This window comes from Pseudomonas sp. LBUM1666, assembly GCF_059695775.1.
Genome location: NZ_CP166789.1, coordinates 3663749 through 3681623, shown reverse-complemented (window position 1 = coordinate 3681623; position 17875 = coordinate 3663749). Strand labels below are relative to the sequence as shown.

The window sequence follows — 17875 nt, the reverse complement described above, 5'->3', positions numbered from 1 at the left end:
GGCTCCATGGTACTCGGGCTGGTTGCTGGCACTCTATCGATTGTTGCTGCTCAACGCCGCCAGCACTTCCTTCAGACGCACCGCCATGGTTTCGCTGCTGCGTTGCATCGGCGCGCGCAGTTCGTCGTCGATCAAGCCTTCAAGGGCCAGGGCGGTTTTCACCGGGGCGGGATTGGGCTCGAGGAACAGGCTGTGAATCAGCGGCAGCAGTTGGAAGAATGTCGCTCGACCAGCCGCTAACCGGTTGTCGCGGATCTGTTGATACAACGCCACGAACAGCTCCGGATGAACATGCGCCGAAGCGGCAATGGCGCCTTTGGCGCCCAGACACAAGGCGCTGAAGATCTGGTTATCTTCGCCGCACAGCACGTCGACCTTGCCACTGCCTAGCAGCGCCAGGGTGTTGGCCTGATTGCCGCCGCAATCCTTGATCGCGACGATTCGCTCATGGGCGACGATGTTGAGCAGGGTTGCCTGCTCGAACGCCACGCCGGTGCGGTAAGGGATGTCGTAAAGAATGAGCGGAACGCTGGAGGCATCGGCGACGGTTTTGAAAAACGCTTCGAGGCCCGCCTGGGAAGGGCGGATGTAATACGGCGGCGGTACCAGCAAACCGGCCAGTGGACGTTTCAGGATTTCGCTCTGAAATTGCAGCAGCTCGGTCATATTGTTGCCGGCCAGGCCCATGACCACCCGTTCCGCCGGCACCTGCGCCAGCACCGCATCGAGCACCGCCAGTTGCTCGTGTTTGCTCAGTGCCGCCGCTTCCGCCGTGGTGCCGCAGACCACAACGCCATCGACGCCTTTTTCCAGCAGATGACTGACCAGCCGGCGCAAGCCGACGAAATCGATCGCACCGTTGCGAAACGGTGTAACGAGAGGGACCCAGATACCTTGAAACGATGACATGCACGTACTCCTGAAGGTTGACCGATTTCGTCACCGTCAGAAGCGTAGAAGGCAGTAAGCAAGGGGAGGGAGTCCGTCGCGCTCAATGTCCTGTCAGCTCATCTGACGGGACAGCGCGCCCCGGTCACATGAGCGACTGTTTCTTCGATTTGAGGGCGTGCGCAACGCAACCTTGCGCCTTGGCATTCAAGCCAATGACGACAGTGTTGAGGTTGAAGGTTGCGGACATACTTGCTTACACCCTGAATGAGGCGCTCAGTTTTAAAAGCCAGCGCGATTTTTGTCAATCGCGAAAATCAGCGAGCTCCGCACGCATTCTCCCGTTGTGCTTGGCCGCGGACCAAGTGCGCAAGATTGTTCAAGCCTTCGGCCATGACTGCTGGCACAGTCTGAGGTCTTTCCCTGGTTGTAGAGCGTTATGTCCAATTCACTCATGCCGCGCAGTGCCTTTCTTCGCGGCGCTGCGGCGATCATGCCGTTGTCCCTGGCCACCGCGCCGTGGGGGCTGCTGGCTGGCTCCATGGCCATCGAAGCCAATCTCACGCCCCTGCAAGGCCAGGGGTTGTCGAGCATCGTATTCGCCGGTGCCGCGCAACTGGTGGCGATCGGCATGCTCAAGGGCGGTGCCGGGATCTTTTCGATTCTGCTGACCACGCTGCTGCTGACCTCCCAGCATTTGCTCTACGGAATGAGCATGCGTTCGGTGATCTCACCGTTGCCGGGTCGCTGGCGTGTGGGGCTCGGGTTTTTGCTCACCGACGAGCTGTTCGCCCTGACCAGTGCGCATGACAAACAACAGTTCAACCGCTGGTACGCGTTGGGTGTCGGCCTGACGTTTTACATCGCCTGGAACCTCTTCACCCTGGCCGGCATCGTGCTGGGCAGCAGCATTCCGGGGCTGGAACATCTGGGACTGGACTTCTCCATCGCGGCGACCTTTATCGCCCTGATCACCCCGGTGGTGCGAAACGTGCCGACCGTGGTGTGCGTGGCGGTGTCGTTGTTCTGCTCGGTGCTGTTCAGCTACTGGCAATGGGGCTCGGCGCTGGTGCTGTCGGGGTTGGCGGGCATGACCGCAGGCTTTATCTGCAACAAATTCTACGGTGGGCGCACATGATGGTCTGGGCGGTGATTTTTGGCATGGGGCTATTGGTGTTCCTCAACCGCTATGTGTTTCTGGAGCCGCGGCTGCCCGTGCGCTTGAGCAGTAATGCGCGGCAGTTCCTGGGTTTTGCGGTACCGGGCATGCTGACGGCGATCTGCGGGCCGATCGTGTTCATGCCGGACAAGCAGCTGAATCTGCAGTGGGACAACCCGTATCTGCTCAGTTCGCTGGTGGCGGTGGGGCTGGTGCTTTACACCCGTAATACCTTGCTCAGCATGTTGTTGAGCATGGGGTTCTTCTTTTTGCTGCGTTGGTGGCTCTGAGTCGTTCCCGTCGAAACTGTTCTACGCTTAAAGAGGACCCCTTCAGGAAGAGAGGTGAGCATGGCGAATGAACCAAAGCGTCCGGACCCGGATGAAGAGATGGATGAACCCACGGAAGAGGAGATCGAGCGGCAGCGGCGTTCAACGCCGGACTGGAAGCACCCCGACGACGGTAAAGAGCTGTCAGATCGCGACCAGGAACGTCCGCTGAGGCCTTGACCGATTTGCACATACAAAAAAGCCCCGCTATCAAGCGGGGCTTTTCTTTGGACGATTATTTAAATCAGATCGCTTCATTCCAGCGAATGTGTGTAATGCCCAATTGCTGCGCTTCGACGCGCGCAGTTTCGAGGTTGGCGTGTGCGGCGATTTGACGACCGGAGTCGGGATAAGCATGGGCGGAAGCCGAATGTATCGCCTCGACATCGGAAAACTGTTCGGCCAGTTTGAAAAAGTGCTGACGAACGCCGTCGAACATATAGTGCACGGCATAGGGGACGAGTTTGCTCATATATTCCTCCTTGGGCCGAAGCTCAGTATTGAGAGTGGCTCGATGTCGGGTTCGTTCAGTTCTTTGGCTGAATGAACCCGGTCCATCAACTCAAACGTCTTCCAACTGCAGAACATCGGGGTGGGAGGCCCTATAACCCAAGGTTTTGTCGATCCAGGCGTTCAGCTCGTTGACCATGACTGGAGGTTTGCCCGGATAGCGTTCGAGGGTTGTACGCAGGAGGCTGCCGATAGTGGCAATTGAATGCAGGTTGCGGGTCTTTATGTATTGCCCGATAAAACAGTCGAGTGGGTAACGTTCTGTCTTCGAAAGATAAACACACGTCAGACCATCGACTTGATTAGTTGTGAGATCGTCGCGCAATTTAATTCTCTGCAAGGCTTGTTGTTTTAGGGATTTCCTTGGTTTATTGACTCTTTGGTCAATTGCGGGGTGCCGAGGGAATGCGGCGCGCATGCTATCCATAGTTGTTCTAAATGTATCGAAGTGTCAGACAGGCGGTTAATAGTTAAATCGCCAAACAAAGGCAAGTGTTTCTTGGATGAAACGACATGTGTAACGATCAAGTGATCAATATGTATATATAACTGTTACGTATGCCTGCATTTATGTCGGTATTGATACGTTTATGGAATTTCATCAATCAGTGCAGCGCCTTGATTTCTTGAATTGCCCACCGCTCTGTCAACCTTGTACCACTCGAAAACCTCGCTGACTTCGCCCTGCAACAGCGCCATCTCCTCAGCGCGTTCTTTGGGGGTGGCCGGGTCAAGCCATTCCCGCGCCAGCGGCGCAGACAACACCACGGGGCGCCTGTCATGAATGTCGAGCATGCCGCCCGCACTGTCGGCGGTGATGATCACAAAACCGTCGTCGGCCCGCGGCTCACCCCCCGTGCCGGGAAACTGTCCGATCGCCGCGCATAAAATCGGCGCCCGGTCCTGTCGGCGGATGAGCCACGGTTGCCTCGTCGAATCTCCGGCGTCGACCCATTCGAACCAGTTGTCGAGCGGCACGATTGCGCGGTACGGCCAGATCGCCCGGAAGAACGGGCCGTGGGCGACTTTTTCGACCCGCGCATTGATTGGTGCCGCCCGATCCTTCGCCCAGTGCGGCCGCCATCCCCAGCGCTGAAAGTCGGCGTGCAGGCCGTTGCTTTCCAGATGCAGAAGGGCGAGTTGCGTGGTGGGCGCCGCGTTGTAGTGGGCCAACGGTTCATCGCCGACGTGGTTGATCAACGCGTCGGGGATGCTCAGCACCGCGACAAAATCGTGAATGCCACGGTACTGCGACAGGCGTCCGCACATCAGCTGATCCTCTGACTGAAGCTCTCTGGCTGGAGCTTTCAGCTTAGTTGCTCAGATTACATGGGCGCGCTGCAACTCGGTCAGCGACAAGGCCTTGAGGCGCGCCAGCAAAGGGTCGCGCCGGTCACGGGGATGGGCCAGTTGCACCGCAAGCTCCTGACGAATGCTGCTGGGACGATTGTCCATCACCAGCACCCGATCACTGAGGTACAGCGCTTCATCCACGTCGTGGGTCACCAGCAGCAGGGCGATGGCATGACGTTCGGTCAGTTGCAGCAGCAGGTCTTGCAATTTCATGCGGGTGAAGGCGTCTACCGCGCTGAAGGGTTCATCCAGCAACAGCACTTGCGGTCGCGAGTAGAGGCCGCGAGCGATCGCCACCCGCTGCGCCATGCCGCCCGACAGCGCTTTGGGCAGGGCTTGAGCAAAACCGCCGAGGCCGACTTCGTCGATCAGTTGCCCGACCCAGGCTTTGTCGTATTGGTTGTCGGCGCTGAAACCGATGTTCTGTTCGACCGTCAGCCATGGCATCAGTCGCGGCTCCTGGAACACAAAAGCGACTTCCCCGGCGCTGCTGAGCACTTCGCCCTCAAAGTCCTTTTCCAGGCCGGCGATGATCCGCAGCAACGTGCTTTTCCCGCAGCCGCTGGGACCCAGCAGGCTGACGGCTTCCCGAGGCTGTAGTTGCAAATGGATGTTCTTGAGCACGGTGGTGGCGGCGAAGGTTTTGCGCTCGACGCGAATGTCCAGCAGGTGGTCGGTCATGGCTCAATCCTTTGCGCTTTGGCCGTTGAAGGTGTCGCGCCAGGCGAGGAAACGTTTCTCCAGGCCGGCGAGAATGCCGTCGCTGAGTTTGCCCAGCAGCGCCAGCACGATGATTGCCGCCAGCACGATGTCCGGGCGTGAAGTCTCGCGACCGTCGCTGAGCAGATACCCCAGTCCTTTGGTCGCGGCGATCAGTTCGGCAGCCACCAAAAACATCCAGGCCAGGCTCATACCGCTGCGCAATCCGGTGAACAGGCCGGGCAGGGCGGCGGGCAGCAGAATTCGGCGCACCAGTCGGAGCCGACTGAAACCGTACATCTGCCCGACTTCCACCAGTTTGCGGTCGATGTCGCGGATCGCCGCGACGCCGTTGAGGTACACCGGAAAGAAGGCACCGATGGCGATCAAGACGATTTTCGAGGTCTCGTCGATGCCCAACCACAGCAGCAACAGCGGCACCCAGGCCAGGCTCGGTATCGAGCGCAGGCCGGCGAACGTCGGCTCCAGCCAGGCTTCGGCTTCGCGGCTCAAACCGACCCACGCGGCGAATACCAAGGCCAGACTGGCGCCGATGGCGAAACCCAACAGCACCCGCAACAGGCTGGCGCTGATGTGCTTCCACAGCGCGCCTTCGGCGAGGTCCCTCAAGGTCAGCGCGATCTCGCTGGGGGCCGGCATCTGGTAAGACGGCAACCAGCCGATACGCACGACGAATTCCAGCAGCAGGATGATCAGCACCGGTAGGGCGAGGGCCTTGAGGCGGAGTTTCCAGGCGTTGTTGAGGCGTCGGAGTGCGGGCAATGCCAGCGGGGCGGACAGGTGTTTGCTTTTGCTGGTCATTGGGTTCTCCGGTCACGACGAATCAAGATCAAGAGATCGCAGCCTCGTTTCACTCGACAGCTCCTACACGAGCCACGGTTTCTTTGAAGCCGGTGTCGATCAGTTGGTCGATCACTTGATCGACATTCACCCCACGACGAACCAGTTCTTCGGAAACCAGAATCGGTGCGGCAGCCTTGGAGGCGATCACGTCCTTGGCGGTCAATTGCGGGCTGCTCAGGTCGGTGCGCGACAATTGCAGCTTGGCCACTTCCAGCGGCAGACCGGATTCGGTGGCGAGCAGTTTCGCCAGTTCGTCAGGATTTTTTACCGCCCAGTCGCGTGCCTTTTCGTACGCTTTCAGGACGGTTTCGATGGTCTGCGGATGCTCTTTCGCATAGGTGTCGGTGACGCTGACCACGCCGTAGCTGTTGAAATTAGTGTTGCGATAGAGCAATCGGGAACCGGCCTGAACCTGGCTCGCGGCCATGTGCGGATCGAGTCCGGCCCAGGCGTCGACGTCACCTTTTTCCAGCGCGGTGCGACCGTCCGGGTGCTGCAAATGCACCAGTTCCACATCGTCTTTGCTCAAGCCGGCTTGTTGCAGGCTGCGCAGGGTAAACAGGTACGGGTCGGTGCCCTTGGTGGCGGCGATTTTTTTGCCTTTCAGATCGGCCACGGTCTTGTAGGGCGAGTCCTTGCGCACCACCAACGCCGTCCATTCGGCGCGACTGTAGACGTAAACCGATTTGATCGGACTGCCATTGGCGCGGCTCAGCACGGCGGCGAGGCTGGCGGAGGAGGCGAAGTCGACGCCGCCGCTGTTGAGGTATTCCAGCGAGCGGTTGCTGCCCTGGCTCAGCACCCAGCTGACCTTGGTCTGTGGCAGGGCTTTTTCCAGAAAGCCGAAGTGTTTGAGCACCAGGCTCACGGGCGAGTAATAGGCGTAATCCAGATGCACCTCGGCCGGTGGCGCTTCAGCGGCCTGGGCAAGCGGTTGCAGGCTCAGCGCCAGGGCGCAGGCGCTGAGCAGAGACCTGACGTGGGGGAAACGGAAGGTGGTTTTCATGGGACAGCTCCAGGCAAGGCGGCGAGGTTCTTATTTCCAAAAAATCATTTTTATAAATGCTTCCTGCATAAAAGGAATATTGCAGGCTCTGTGCCATGTTTTACGTGACGAGTGTTTTCAAGGCCTTGGCGCTGAAGCAGCGGCAGAGAAATGTTCAAGGGAAAACAGTCTGTTTAGTCGCTGTTGCTGGGCAAACACAGTTCGCTGCTGGTCATGAGCTTATGCATTAATCGAATTTTAAAAGCTTCTTGTAAGAGCGTTATGGTCTATCGCAACAACCCTCAAGGAGCCCCCGATGAACCTGTCCCGATTCGTGCGCAGTCTGCTGACCAGCGCACTGTTCGCCGCACCACTGGCTTACGCCGCCGAGCCCGTCGTCCTGCACGTCGGTGATCAGAACTACTACAACGTTCGCGCTTCGGTGGAGGCGTCGGGCGTACTGAAAGACGCGCCGTATACCGTCGACTGGAAGCACTTCCAGGCCGCCGCGCCACTGGCCGAAGCGCTGAACACCGGCGCGCTGGATCTGGGTTTTCTCGGCGATTCGGGTTTTCTGTTCCTCGCCGCCAAGCAGGCGCCGGTGAAACTGATCGGCGTGTCGCGGCAGAACCCCGACACCATCGCCTTGCTGGTGCCCAAGGACTCGCCGGTCAAAACCATCGCCGATCTGAAGGGTAAGAAAGTCGCTTATTGGCCCGGCGCCTGGAGCCAGCAACTGACCCTGCGCGCCCTGGAAAAAGCCGACCTGCCGGAAGACTATGTCGACTTCATCAAACTGATGCCGATCGATGCCGCCGCCGCGCTGCCTCAGGGCAGCATCGACGCGTTCCCGGTCTGGGAACCTTACATCTCCCAGCAGATTCTGTTCTCCGGCGCCCGGCCGATCCTCACCGCTAAGAACCTGATGCCCGGCCTGAGTGCCATCGCCGCCTCGACGTCGTCGATCGACAGCAAACGCGAAGCCATTGCCGACTTTCTGCTGCGCCTGAAAAAGGCCCGGGCCTGGGTCGACAGCCACACCGACGAGTACGCCGATCTCTGGGCGAAGAAAGCCAACCTTGACCAGAACGTTTCGCGCCATTGGTTGCGCCAGGCCCACATGACCGTCGGCCCGGTGGATGCGCAGGCAGCAAAGGATCTGCAAAGCACCGCGGACTTCCTGTTCAAGGTAAAAGCGCTGCCGGCTGCGCTGGCGACTGCCCCGCTTATCGACAGCTCGTTTCAACAGGCGTTTGACCAGTAACCCACGATGCCGGGCAGCACTGGAACCAAACACTGTGTACCCTTATCCAACCTCGGCCCGCAGCGACCTGCGGGCCGACGAAGGATAAATGGGCAAAACATGAAACGGCTGTTCAAGGTTCTATCTGCACTCATCATCGCTACAGGGCTGGTTGGGTGTATCGCTTCTCCCATCGAAATGACGCCGCAGACCGAACAGCGTCTGAGCGCGCAACCTCCGATCCGTTTTCTGCTGACCTTCGACGACGGTCCCAGCGCCTCGAGTTTCTGGAATCCGACGATGACGGTGCTCGACAGTCTGGCGACGAACCCGGTGCAGCCGAATCTCAAAGCAGTGTTCTTCGTGCAGACCCGTGCCTCACGCGCCGGCGGCAGTGAAATAGGGCGCCAGGTCATGCATCGCGAACAGGCCGAAGGTCAGATCCTGGGCTTTCACACGGCCACGCCCGGGCACGCCAATCATCGATCCCTGGATCCGCAAGAACTGGAGCAGTCCCTCACCCACGGCAGCGCCGACATCGCTGCGATCACCGGTGCGCCACCGACCCTGGTGCGCCCGCCATTCTGGAGCTACGACAAGCGCACTTTCGCGGCCTATCAGCAACACGGCATGCATGTGCTGCTGACCGACCTGAGCGCCAATGACGGCAAGATCTGGGGCTTCAACGCCAGTCCCCGGCGGCGGGCCCACTTCTTGCGCACAATGTCCGAAGTGCGCGAGCGCATCGCGCTTGACGAGTTGCCGGTGGTGGACGGGGTGATTCCGGTGGTGGTGACCTTCCACGACCTCAATCGCTACACCGCCCGGCATACTCGGGAGTACCTGCAAATCCTCCTCGACAGTGCACAGGCTTCCGGTGTGAAAACCGCAGAAAAGCCGTTTTACGACGACACGGCAGCGCTGCAACGGGCCGCCATGGCGCGTACCGTTCGCGACAGTTCACAGTCGGTTAAATTACCGGGGCTCTGGAATTGGATTTGGGGTGGGGATTCTCACTGAAAGGTTGCCAAAGTGAGAAACAGCTAACACTTATTTTCAGCATTGGCGGGCGCAGGATGGGGAAAGCGCATCTATGCTGAGCAAGTTGGATCCGATTAATGGCCACGGAGGCGCCAGTCATGGTTTCAGTTCCTGAGCTTTGCCGCATTGTTGAGTCCGGTTTTCAACCGCTTTCCTGTGCCTGCACGGTAAATCCCGACGAAACGTTGCGGATCAAAGTCTACGAACCCGCCACCGGGCGCATTGATCTGTTGATCACCGGTGTATCACCCGAACGGCTGACCACCGTTCGTGATATCTCCAATCTGATTGGCGAGTTGCGCATTGAGATGCGCGCCGGTCGTCGGGCGTTTGCCGGCTAGGCCCGCGGCTGCAGTTCATCAATCATCTTCAAGCAATGATTCAGCCCCGGCGATACGTCGCCCACGCGCCTGCTGAGAATAATCGGCGAGGTCGCGTTGTCTTCCAGCAGCGGCGTGAAACCAATGTCGTCGCGGTGCAGCAATTGCACCGAGGCCGGCACCAGGGTGACGCCGATTCCCGCTCCCACCAGACCGATGGCTGTTTGCAGCTCGTTGGTCCATTGCGCTACGTGGATGCTCACGCCGTAGGATTCGAATAACGCGATCACATGGTCGGCATAGCTCGGGCGCGGGTTGCCGGGGTACAGCACGAAGGGTTCTTTCGCCAGTTCGCGAAGACTGATCGGCCCGGCCAGTAATGGGTGGCCGGCGGGCAGGGCGGCGACCAGCCGATCTTCGGTCAACACAGTCTGGATGATGGCCGGGTCGTCGATGCGGATTCGGCCGAAACCAATGTCGATACGCCCGGCCTTGAGCGCCTGCACCTGCTGCAACGTGGTCATTTCCGAGAGCCCCAGCTCAAGCTCCAGGGGCTCGCCGCTGCGCAAACGGCGAATCAGTTCCGGCAGCACGCCGTAGAGCGTCGACGGGGCGAAACCGATGCCCAGCCAAGTCTTCTCGCCCAGACCGATCCGTCGCGTGTTGTCGCACACCTTGTTTAGTTGCTCGAGCAGGGCGGTGGAGTGCTCATGGAAAAACCGCCCGGCGTCGGTCAGCTTCAGCGGCCGCCCGCGTTCCAGCAGCAATACCCCGAGTTCATCCTCCAGTTGCTGCATCTGCCGGCTCAGCGGTGGTTGGGCGATGTGCAGCAGTTCGGCGGCACGGGTGAAATTGAGGGTTTGAGCCAACACCTGAAAATACCGCAGGTGACGCAGTTCCATGGGGCCTCCAGACACAAGTCGGTTGCATACCTTAAAGGTATCAAGTCAGACCAATTCTATATTGGCTTCCCGAAAAAAGCCGTACCAGAATCGGTTCCAGAACTTTAAGAACCTGATGGGTATCGACATGCTTGCAACAGCCATTGAATCGATCGAGACGATCATCGTCGATCTGCCGACCATCCGCCCGCACAAGCTGGCGATGCACACCATGCAGAACCAGACCCTGGTGATCATTCGCGTGCGCTGCGCCGACGGCATTGAAGGTATTGGCGAATCCACCACCATTGGTGGCCTGGCCTACGGCAACGAAAGCCCTGACAGCATCAAGACCAACATCGACAAACACTTCGCGCCGCTGTTGCTGGGCCAGGACAGCGCCAACGTGAATGCCGCGATGTTGCGCCTGGAGCGCAGCATCCGTGGCAACACTTTTGCTAAATCAGGTATCGAAACCGCCTTGCTCGACGCTCAGGGCAAACGCCTTGGGCTGCCGGTCAGCGAGTTACTGGGCGGCCGCGTTCGCGATGCACTGCCAGTGGCGTGGACCCTGGCCAGTGGCGACACCGACAAGGACATCGCCGAAGCGGAAAAGATGCTCGACCTGCGCCGCCATCGGATTTTCAAACTGAAAATCGGGGCCGGTGAAGTCAACCGCGACCTGGCTCACGTTATTGCAATCAAGAAAGCCTTGGGCGACCGCGCCAGCGTGCGGGTCGATGTCAATCAGGCCTGGGATGAAGCGGTTGCGCTGCGCGCCTGCCGGATCCTGGGAACCAACGGTATCGACCTGATCGAACAGCCGATCTCGCGCAACAACCGCGCCGGCATGGCGCGCCTGAATGCCATGAGCCCGGCGCCGATCATGGCCGATGAATCCATCGAATGCGTGGAAGATGCGTTCAACCTGGCCCGTGAAGGCGCGGCCTCGGTGTTTGCCTTGAAGATCGCCAAGAACGGCGGCCCGCGCGCCGTGCTGCGAACCGCGGCGATTGCCGAAGCCGCCGGTATCGGCCTGTATGGCGGCACCATGCTCGAAGGTGGCATCGGCACCCTGGCCTCGGCCCATGCCTTTATCACGCTGAACAAGCTGGCGTGGGATACCGAGCTGTTCGGTCCATTGCTGCTGACCGAAGACATTCTCAGCGAGCCGCTGGTCTATCGCGATTTTGAGCTGCACGTGCCGAAAACACCGGGTCTGGGCCTGAGCCTCGATGAAGAACGTCTGGCGTTCTTCCGTCGTGACAAATCGTCTACTGCCATTCATCAAGCCTGAGGAGAGCACTATGCTGTTCCACGTAAAAATGACCGTGAACCTGCCGGTCGATATGAATCCGCAAGCAGCCGCCAAATTGAAGGCTGACGAAAAAGCCCTGGCCCAGCGCCTGCAAGAGCAAGGCAAGTGGCGTCACCTGTGGCGTATCGCCGGGCACTATGCCAATTACAGCGTTTTCGACGTCGACAGCGTTCAGGAACTGCACGACTTGCTCATGCAATTGCCGCTGTTTCCGTACATGGCGATCGAGATCGACGCGATGTGCCGGCATCCTTCTTCCATCCGCGAGGATGACCGCTGAACCCAGCCTGTTCAGTTCGCTACGCTAATAATTACAAGATGAGGAACCCACCAAAATGAACGTCAAGATTTCCCACACTGCCAGTGTCCAGAAGTTTCTCGAAGAGGCCAGCGGTCTGCTCAACGACGCTGGCGACCCGCGGGTCAAGGCCCTGGTCTACCGCATCCTGCGTGATTCGGTGAACATCATCGAAGACCTGGCCGTGACCCCGGAAGAGTTCTGGAAAGCCGTCAACTACCTCAACGTGCTGGGTGCGCGGCAAGAGGCCGGGTTGGTGGTGGCCGGGCTCGGTCTGGAGCATTACCTCGACCTGCTGATGGACGCCGAAGACGAGCAGGCCGGCAAGTCCGGCGGCACACCGCGGACCATCGAAGGCCCGCTGTACGTGGCGGGTGCGCCGCTGTCGGAAGGCGAAGCGCGACTGGATGACGGCGTCGATCCAGGTGTGGTGCTGTTCATGCAGGGCCAGGTCAAGAACACCGCCGGCGAACCGTTGGCCGGTGCGGTGGTCGATGTCTGGCACGCCAACACTGGCGGCACTTACTCCTACTTTGATAGCACCCAGTCGGAGTTCAACCTGCGTCGTCGTATCGTCACCGATGCCGAAGGCCGTTATCGTTTCCGCAGCATCGTGCCGTCGGGCTATGGCTGCCCGCCGGACGGTCCGACCCAGCAACTGCTCGATCAACTGGGCCGTCATGGGCAACGGCCGGCGCACATTCACTTCTTCATCTCCGCGCCGGATCATCGTCACCTGACCACCCAGATCAACCTCGATGGCGATCAATACCTGCATGACGATTTCGCCTATGCCACTCGCGATGAGCTGATTGCCAAAATCACCTTCAGCGACGATCCACAACGCGCAGCGGCGCATGGTATCAGCGGTCGTTTTGCCGAAATCGACTTCGATTTCACCTTGCAGACCTCCGCACAACCCGACGAGCAGCAACGCCACGAGCGGGTCCGCGCGCTCGAGGACTGATATCCTCGAACAGCGGAGCCGGGCCACGAGATAACCGAACGTTTATCTCGTGGTCTTCTGCGTTTGACCCTGGAATGGCCCGACGTTACCTATAACAACAATGAGAGTGACCCGATGATGCAAGCGCAACTGTTGAGTCAGCGCAGCACCGTATTCGACCACGCCGACCCTTACGCGGTGTCGGGGTACGTCAATCAGCATGTCGGTAACCATTGCATTCTGATGCCCCGGGCCGGGCGACCGCTGGCCAGCCTCAATCACCGCAAGTTTGCCAGCCTCGACCTGTGCCGCATCAGCTATGGCGGCAGCGTGCGGGTCACTTCCGGTGCGCTGGAAAGCATCTATCACCTGCAAGTGTTGCTGCGCGGCAACTGCCTGTGGCGCGGCCACGGCCAGGAACACTACTTCGCGCCCGGCGAGTTGCTGCTGATCAATCCCGACGATCCGGTGGACCTGACGTATTCCGACGATTGCGAAAAATTCATCCTCAAAGTCCCCACCCCGTTACTGGAATCCGTGTGCGATGAACAGCGCTGGCGGTATCCGGGGCAGGGCGTGCGGTTTCTGGAGAACCGTTACCAGCTCGATGAACTGGAAGGCTTTGTCGGTCTGCTGGCGATGATTTGCCAGGAAGCCGAGGCCGCCGAGCAGATTCCCAGGGTGCAGGAGCACTACGCGCAGATCATCGTCAGCAAGATGCTCAGCCTGATGAAGACCAACGTCAGCCGGATCAGTCTCGGCTCGCAGACGGCCACGTTCGAGGTGATTGCCGACTACATTGCGGGCCATCTCAAACAGGACATCGACAGTGAAGAACTGGCGCGCCAGGCGCGGATGAGTCTGCGCTCGTTGTACGGATTGTTTGAACGCAACGCCGGCACCACGCCAAAAAACTACATCCGGCAAAAACGCCTTGAGCGCATCAACGCCTGCCTGAGCGACCCGACCTGCAACGTGCGCAACGTCACGGAAGTGGCGATGGATTACGGCTTCCTGCACCTGGGCCGGTTCTCCGACAGCTACCGCAAACAGTTTGGCGAACTGCCGTCCGACACCCTCAAACGCCGCCACTGATTGATACCAGAGAGCGACGCATCACCTGTGGCGAGGGGGCTTGCCCCCGTTGGGTCGCGAAGCGGCCCTCGGCATTCTGTCAGGCACACCACATCGTCAGGATTTACGACTGCTGCGCAGCCGAACGGGGGCAAGCCCCCTCGCCACAAGTCAAGCGTCGCATCTCCCTTTGCAGTAAACGGATACAGGTCTGCACCCAGCGGATAGTCCGCCACATCCCCCCGTCCTAGCATGGCCCTGCCTGAATAAAAACAATGGAGGCGGCGGCCATGTCCCTGCGACCCGAATACCTTCACTCCCTGCTTGAAGATGAAAAAGAACAGGGCATCTATCGCTGCAAGCGCGAGATGTTCACCGACCCGCGGCTGTTCGATCTCGAGATGCAGCACATCTTCGAAGGCAACTGGCTGTACCTGGCCCACGAAAGCCAGATCCCCAACAAAAACGACTTCTACACCACCACCATGGGGCGCCAGTCGATCTTCATCGCGCGCAACAAGGACGGTGAGCTCAATGCGTTCCTCAACGCCTGTAGCCATCGAGGCGCGACGCTGTGCCGGCACAAGTCTGGCAACAAGAGCTCGTACACCTGCCCATTCCACGGCTGGACTTTCAACAACTCCGGCAAGCTGCTCAAGGTCAAGGATCCGGCCGAAGCGGGCTACCCGGCCAGCTTCAACTGCGAAGGCTCCCACGACCTGACCAAAGTCGCGCGTTTCGAGTCTTATCGCGGCTTCCTGTTTGGCAGCCTCAAGGCTGATGTCGTGCCGTTGGTTGAACACCTGGGCGAGTCGGCAAAGATCATCGACATGATCGTCGACCAGTCCGCCGATGGCCTGGAAGTGCTGCGCGGTTCCTCCAGCTACATCTACGAAGGCAACTGGAAACTCACCGCGGAAAACGGCGCCGACGGCTATCACGTCAGCTCCGTGCACTGGAACTACGCCGCCACCCAGAACCAGCGCAAGCAGCGCGAGGCCGGCGATTGCAACCCGACCATGAGTGCCGGCAGTTGGGCCAAGCAGGGTGGTGGTTTCTATTCCTTCGACAAGGGCCACATGCTGCTCTGGACCCGTTGGGCCAACCCTGAAGATCGTCCGCTTTACGAGCGTCGCGATGAACTGGCCCAGGACTTCGGTAAGGCCCGCGCCGACTGGATGATCGAGAACTCGCGCAACCTGTGCCTGTACCCGAACGTGTACCTGATGGACCAGTTCAGTTCGCAGATTCGCATCGCCCGGCCGATCTCGGTCGACCGCACGGAAATCACCATTTACTGCATCGCCCCCAAAGGCGAAAGCGACCACGCCCGTTCGAGCCGGATTCGCCAGTACGAAGACTTCTTCAACGTCAGCGGCATGGCCACCCCGGACGACCTGGAAGAGTTTCGTTCCTGCCAGACCAGTTATCAGGGCAGCGTGACCGCCTGGAACGACATGTCCCGTGGCGCCGAACACTGGATCGAAGGCGCCGATGAGGCGGCCAAGGAAATCGACCTGCATCCGCTGCTCAGCGGCGTGCGCACCGAAGACGAAGGCCTGTTCGTGCTGCAACACAAGTATTGGCAGCAGACCATGCTCAAGGCCTTGGCCGCCGAGCAGTCCGACCTGATTCCTGTGGAGGCCGTGCAATGACCATCACCTATGACGCCGTACGCGATTTTCTCTACCGCGAAGCGCGCTACCTCGATGACCGACAATGGGACGAATGGCTGGAGTTATACGCCCCGGATGCGACGTTCTGGATGCCGTCCTGGGACGACAACGACGAGTTGACCGAAGACCCGCAGCGGGAAATCTCGCTGATCTGGTACGGCAACCGCACTGGCCTGGAAGACCGCGTCTTCCGCATCAAGACCGAACGTTCCAGCGCGAGCATTCCGGACACCCGCACCTCGCACAACATCAGCAACATCGAGCTGCTCGAACAGGCCGACGGGCTGTGCAAAGTGCGCTTCAACTGGCACACCCTGAGCTTTCGCTACAAGACCGTCGACAGCTATTTCGGCAGCAGTTTCTACACCCTCGATGTGCGCGGTGAAAACCCGCTGATCAAGGCCAAGAAAGTGATCCTGAAGAACGACTACGTTCGCCAGGTCATCGATGTCTACCACCTGTGAGGCAGCGGTCATGACTCATTCCATCGCATTCAATTTTGAAGACGGCGTCACCCGATTCATCGACGCCAATGTCGGCGAAACCGTGGCCGATGCTGCGTATCGCCAAGGCATCAATATTCCACTGGATTGCCGCGACGGCGCCTGCGGTACCTGCAAATGTTTCGCCGAGGCCGGCCGTTATGAGTTGGGCGAGGAGTACATCGAAGATGCGCTCAGCGCGGAAGAAGCCGAGCAAGGTTTCGTCCTTACCTGCCAGATGCGCGCCCAGAGCGATTGCGTGATACGCGTGCCGACCTCTTCGCAGGTTTGCCGCACCCGTCAGGCGAGCTATGACGCCACCATCAGCGCCGTGCGCCAGTTGTCCGACAGTACCATCGCGTTGTCGATCAAGGGCGAAGCCCTGAGCAAACTGGCGTTCCTGCCGGGGCAATACGTGAACCTCGGAATTCCCGGCAGCGAGCAGACCCGCGCGTATTCGTTCAGCTCGTTGCAGCGCGATGGCGAGGTCAGTTTCCTGATCCGCAACGTGCCCGGCGGCTTGATGAGCAGCTTCCTCACCGGCATGGCCAAGGCCGGCGACAGCATGAGCCTGGCCGGGCCGTTGGGCAGTTTTTATCTGCGCGACATTCGCCGTCCGTTGTTGCTGCTGGCCGGCGGTACGGGGCTGGCGCCATTCACGGCGATGCTGGAAAAAATCGCCGAACAGGGCAGTGAGCATCCGCTGCATTTGATCTACGGCGTGACCAACGATTTCGATCTGGTGGAGATGGATCGACTCGAAGCCTTCGCCGCACGAATCCCGAACTTCAGCTTCAGTGCTTGCGTCGCCAACCCGGACAGTCAGCACCCGCTCAAGGGATACGTGACCCAACACATCGAGCCGCAGCATTTGAACGAAGGCGACGTCGATGTCTACCTGTGCGGCCCACCGCCGATGGTCGAGGCAGTCAGCCAGTTCATCCGCGAAAAAGGCATTGCGCCGACAAACTTTTACTACGAGAAATTTGCCGCCAGCGCGGCCTGAGTCGCGCTGTTGTGGGAGAGAGACATGAACAGATTCCACGAAAAAGTCGCGCTGATCACCGGCGCGGCCCAAGGCATCGGTCGGCGTGTTGCCGAGCGCATGGCGGCGGAAGGTGCGCGGTTGATTCTGGTCGATCGCTCCGAGCTGGTGTTTGAGGTTCAGCAGCAATTGGGGCAGGGCAGCCAGGTGCTCGCGCTGACCGCCGATCTTGAGCAATACAGCGAATGCAGTCGCGTCATGCAAACCGCCGTCGAGCGTTTCGGACGTCTGGATGTGCTGGTCAATAATGTGGGCGGGACGATCTGGACCAAGCCTTTTGAGCATTACGACGCGTCGCAGATCGAGGCTGAAGTGCGCCGTTCGCTGTTCCCGACGCTGTGGTGCTGTCATGCCGCGCTGCCGTTCATGCTTGATCAGGGGAGTGGCGCCATCGTCAACGTTTCGTCCATCGCCACGCGCAGTGTCAATCGCGTGCCGTACGGAGCGGCGAAGGGTGGGGTCAACGCGTTGACCGCTTGCCTGGCCTTCGAAACCGCCGGTCGCGGAATTCGGGTCAATGCCACCGCGCCCGGTGGCACCGAAGCGCCGCCGCGGGTCATTCCGCGCAACATTGCCGATCAGAGCGAGCAAGAGAAGGTCTGGTATCAGCAGATTGTCGACCAGACGCTCGACAGCAGTTTGATGAAGCGCTATGGCACGCTGGATGAACAGGCAAGCGCTATTCTGTTTCTGGCCAGCGACGAAGCGTCTTATATCACTGGCATGATCATGCCGGTCGGTGGCGGCGACCAGGGCTGAGCAAC

Annotated in this window: 22 protein-coding genes; 14 read left to right on the top strand and 8 right to left on the bottom strand. The window is 59.7% G+C overall.

Annotated features, from left to right (window positions below):
- Positions 1-33 precede the first annotated feature (33 nt).
- Positions 34-909 (bottom strand): 4-hydroxy-tetrahydrodipicolinate synthase, encoded by an 876-nt coding sequence (dapA, locus tag ACA056_RS16720; protein ID WP_497266226.1) that lies wholly within the window; start codon positions 907-909, stop codon positions 34-36.
- 418 nt (positions 910-1327) lie between these two features.
- On the opposite strand from dapA, the gene ACA056_RS16715 reads away from it, so the two are divergent.
- Genes ACA056_RS16715 through ACA056_RS16705 form a run of 3 tightly spaced genes read left to right on the top strand, consistent with a single transcriptional unit; the run spans position 1328 to position 2556 of the window.
- On the top strand, positions 1328-2026 hold the full coding sequence (locus tag ACA056_RS16715; protein WP_008157336.1) for an AzlC family ABC transporter permease: 699 nt from the start codon (positions 1328-1330) through the stop codon (positions 2024-2026).
- Entirely contained in the window at positions 2026-2337 is a 312-nt protein-coding gene (locus ACA056_RS16710) for an AzlD domain-containing protein (RefSeq protein ID WP_497273550.1), read from the top strand. The genes ACA056_RS16715 and ACA056_RS16710 overlap by 1 nt, the downstream gene beginning before the upstream one ends.
- A gap of 60 nt (positions 2338-2397) precedes the next feature.
- On the top strand, positions 2398-2556 hold the full coding sequence (locus ACA056_RS16705) for a hypothetical protein (RefSeq protein ID WP_497266223.1): 159 nt from the start codon (positions 2398-2400) through the stop codon (positions 2554-2556).
- Between the two features lie 64 nt (positions 2557-2620).
- On the opposite strand, the gene ACA056_RS16700 is transcribed toward ACA056_RS16705, so the two are convergent.
- From ACA056_RS16700 to ACA056_RS16675, 6 genes are all read right to left on the bottom strand, one after another.
- Positions 2621-2848, bottom strand: a complete 228-nt coding sequence (locus ACA056_RS16700; RefSeq protein WP_497266221.1) for a DUF6555 family protein — start codon at positions 2846-2848, stop codon at positions 2621-2623.
- A gap of 90 nt (positions 2849-2938) precedes the next feature.
- Positions 2939-3211 carry a hypothetical protein gene (locus tag ACA056_RS16695; protein WP_497273549.1) on the bottom strand — a complete coding sequence of 91 codons (273 nt, stop codon included), beginning with the start codon at positions 3209-3211 and terminating at the stop codon, positions 2939-2941.
- 263 nt (positions 3212-3474) lie between these two features.
- On the bottom strand, positions 3475-4155 hold the full coding sequence (locus ACA056_RS16690; RefSeq protein WP_497266219.1) for an SOS response-associated peptidase: 681 nt from the start codon (positions 4153-4155) through the stop codon (positions 3475-3477).
- Positions 4156-4206: 51 nt separating this feature from the next.
- The gene (locus tag ACA056_RS16685; RefSeq protein WP_497266217.1) at positions 4207-4920 is read right to left on the bottom strand and encodes an ABC transporter ATP-binding protein; all 714 of its coding nucleotides are present in this window, start codon (positions 4918-4920) and stop codon (positions 4207-4209) included.
- Between the two features lie 3 nt (positions 4921-4923).
- On the bottom strand, positions 4924-5760 hold the full coding sequence (locus ACA056_RS16680) for an ABC transporter permease (protein ID WP_497266215.1): 837 nt from the start codon (positions 5758-5760) through the stop codon (positions 4924-4926).
- A gap of 49 nt (positions 5761-5809) precedes the next feature.
- Positions 5810-6808: an aliphatic sulfonate ABC transporter substrate-binding protein gene (locus ACA056_RS16675; RefSeq protein WP_497266213.1), complete on the bottom strand. Its 999-nt coding sequence runs from the start codon at positions 6806-6808 to the stop codon at positions 5810-5812.
- Between the two features lie 295 nt (positions 6809-7103).
- On the opposite strand from ACA056_RS16675, the gene ACA056_RS16670 reads away from it, so the two are divergent.
- The 3 genes from ACA056_RS16670 to ACA056_RS16660 all read left to right on the top strand — a co-directional run bounded on the left by ACA056_RS16670 (position 7104) and on the right by ACA056_RS16660 (position 9412).
- On the top strand, positions 7104-8051 hold the full coding sequence (locus ACA056_RS16670) for an ABC transporter substrate-binding protein (RefSeq protein WP_497266211.1): 948 nt from the start codon (positions 7104-7106) through the stop codon (positions 8049-8051).
- A gap of 99 nt (positions 8052-8150) precedes the next feature.
- Positions 8151-9050 (top strand): polysaccharide deacetylase family protein, encoded by a 900-nt coding sequence (locus tag ACA056_RS16665; RefSeq protein ID WP_497266209.1) that lies wholly within the window; start codon positions 8151-8153, stop codon positions 9048-9050.
- 119 nt (positions 9051-9169) lie between these two features.
- On the top strand, positions 9170-9412 hold the full coding sequence (locus ACA056_RS16660; protein ID WP_497266207.1) for a DUF1652 domain-containing protein: 243 nt from the start codon (positions 9170-9172) through the stop codon (positions 9410-9412).
- On the opposite strand, the gene ACA056_RS16655 is transcribed toward ACA056_RS16660, so the two are convergent.
- Positions 9409-10293 carry a LysR family transcriptional regulator gene (locus tag ACA056_RS16655; protein WP_497266205.1) on the bottom strand — a complete coding sequence of 295 codons (885 nt, stop codon included), beginning with the start codon at positions 10291-10293 and terminating at the stop codon, positions 9409-9411. The genes ACA056_RS16660 and ACA056_RS16655 overlap by 4 nt on opposite strands.
- 127 nt (positions 10294-10420) lie before the next feature.
- On the opposite strand from ACA056_RS16655, the gene ACA056_RS16650 reads away from it, so the two are divergent.
- From ACA056_RS16650 to ACA056_RS16615, 8 genes are all read left to right on the top strand, one after another.
- Positions 10421-11569 carry a muconate cycloisomerase family protein gene (locus ACA056_RS16650; RefSeq protein ID WP_497266203.1) on the top strand — a complete coding sequence of 383 codons (1149 nt, stop codon included), beginning with the start codon at positions 10421-10423 and terminating at the stop codon, positions 11567-11569.
- Between the two features lie 10 nt (positions 11570-11579).
- Entirely contained in the window at positions 11580-11870 is a 291-nt protein-coding gene (gene catC, locus ACA056_RS16645) for a muconolactone Delta-isomerase (protein ID WP_497266201.1), read from the top strand.
- A gap of 55 nt (positions 11871-11925) precedes the next feature.
- Positions 11926-12855: a catechol 1,2-dioxygenase gene (gene catA, locus ACA056_RS16640; RefSeq protein ID WP_497266199.1), complete on the top strand. Its 930-nt coding sequence runs from the start codon at positions 11926-11928 to the stop codon at positions 12853-12855.
- A gap of 114 nt (positions 12856-12969) precedes the next feature.
- Positions 12970-13929 (top strand): AraC family transcriptional regulator, encoded by a 960-nt coding sequence (locus ACA056_RS16635; protein WP_497266197.1) that lies wholly within the window; start codon positions 12970-12972, stop codon positions 13927-13929.
- Positions 13930-14198: 269 nt separating this feature from the next.
- Positions 14199-15563 (top strand): benzoate 1,2-dioxygenase large subunit, encoded by a 1365-nt coding sequence (benA, locus tag ACA056_RS16630; RefSeq protein ID WP_497266195.1) that lies wholly within the window; start codon positions 14199-14201, stop codon positions 15561-15563.
- Positions 15560-16048 carry a benzoate 1,2-dioxygenase small subunit gene (gene benB, locus ACA056_RS16625; RefSeq protein ID WP_497266193.1) on the top strand — a complete coding sequence of 163 codons (489 nt, stop codon included), beginning with the start codon at positions 15560-15562 and terminating at the stop codon, positions 16046-16048. Before benA ends, benB begins: the two co-directional genes overlap by 4 nt.
- 10 nt (positions 16049-16058) lie before the next feature.
- Positions 16059-17072 carry a benzoate 1,2-dioxygenase electron transfer component BenC gene (benC, locus tag ACA056_RS16620; protein WP_497266191.1) on the top strand — a complete coding sequence of 338 codons (1014 nt, stop codon included), beginning with the start codon at positions 16059-16061 and terminating at the stop codon, positions 17070-17072.
- A gap of 24 nt (positions 17073-17096) precedes the next feature.
- On the top strand, positions 17097-17870 hold the full coding sequence (locus tag ACA056_RS16615) for a 1,6-dihydroxycyclohexa-2,4-diene-1-carboxylate dehydrogenase (protein WP_497266189.1): 774 nt from the start codon (positions 17097-17099) through the stop codon (positions 17868-17870).
- Positions 17871-17875: the final 5 nt, after the last annotated feature.

Bases quoted from the DNA above. Each gene is read 5' to 3' on its own strand.
- catC (WP_497266201.1), top strand. From the start codon at position 11,580: ATGCTGTTCCACGTAAAAATGACCGTGAACCTGCCGGTCGATATGAAT.
- ACA056_RS16710 (WP_497273550.1), top strand. From the start codon at position 2,026: ATGGTCTGGGCGGTGATTTTTGGCATGGGGCTATTGGTGTTCCTCAAC.
- ACA056_RS16700 (WP_497266221.1), bottom strand. From the start codon at position 2,848: ATGAGCAAACTCGTCCCCTATGCCGTGCACTATATGTTCGACGGCGTT.
- ACA056_RS16635 (WP_497266197.1), top strand. From the start codon at position 12,970: ATGATGCAAGCGCAACTGTTGAGTCAGCGCAGCACCGTATTCGACCAC.
- dapA (WP_497266226.1), bottom strand. From the start codon at position 909: ATGTCATCGTTTCAAGGTATCTGGGTCCCTCTCGTTACACCGTTTCGC.
- ACA056_RS16690 (WP_497266219.1), bottom strand. From the start codon at position 4,155: ATGTGCGGACGCCTGTCGCAGTACCGTGGCATTCACGATTTTGTCGCG.
- ACA056_RS16655 (WP_497266205.1), bottom strand. From the start codon at position 10,293: ATGGAACTGCGTCACCTGCGGTATTTTCAGGTGTTGGCTCAAACCCTC.
- benA (WP_497266195.1), top strand. From the start codon at position 14,199: ATGTCCCTGCGACCCGAATACCTTCACTCCCTGCTTGAAGATGAAAAA.
- ACA056_RS16615 (WP_497266189.1), top strand. From the start codon at position 17,097: ATGAACAGATTCCACGAAAAAGTCGCGCTGATCACCGGCGCGGCCCAA.
- ACA056_RS16680 (WP_497266215.1), bottom strand. From the start codon at position 5,760: ATGACCAGCAAAAGCAAACACCTGTCCGCCCCGCTGGCATTGCCCGCA.
- ACA056_RS16670 (WP_497266211.1), top strand. From the start codon at position 7,104: ATGAACCTGTCCCGATTCGTGCGCAGTCTGCTGACCAGCGCACTGTTC.
- catA (WP_497266199.1), top strand. From the start codon at position 11,926: ATGAACGTCAAGATTTCCCACACTGCCAGTGTCCAGAAGTTTCTCGAA.
- ACA056_RS16715 (WP_008157336.1), top strand. From the start codon at position 1,328: ATGTCCAATTCACTCATGCCGCGCAGTGCCTTTCTTCGCGGCGCTGCG.
- benB (WP_497266193.1), top strand. From the start codon at position 15,560: ATGACCATCACCTATGACGCCGTACGCGATTTTCTCTACCGCGAAGCG.
- ACA056_RS16705 (WP_497266223.1), top strand. From the start codon at position 2,398: ATGGCGAATGAACCAAAGCGTCCGGACCCGGATGAAGAGATGGATGAA.
- benC (WP_497266191.1), top strand. From the start codon at position 16,059: ATGACTCATTCCATCGCATTCAATTTTGAAGACGGCGTCACCCGATTC.
- ACA056_RS16660 (WP_497266207.1), top strand. From the start codon at position 9,170: ATGGTTTCAGTTCCTGAGCTTTGCCGCATTGTTGAGTCCGGTTTTCAA.
- ACA056_RS16650 (WP_497266203.1), top strand. From the start codon at position 10,421: ATGCTTGCAACAGCCATTGAATCGATCGAGACGATCATCGTCGATCTG.
- ACA056_RS16685 (WP_497266217.1), bottom strand. From the start codon at position 4,920: ATGACCGACCACCTGCTGGACATTCGCGTCGAGCGCAAAACCTTCGCC.
- ACA056_RS16665 (WP_497266209.1), top strand. From the start codon at position 8,151: ATGAAACGGCTGTTCAAGGTTCTATCTGCACTCATCATCGCTACAGGG.
- ACA056_RS16675 (WP_497266213.1), bottom strand. From the start codon at position 6,808: ATGAAAACCACCTTCCGTTTCCCCCACGTCAGGTCTCTGCTCAGCGCC.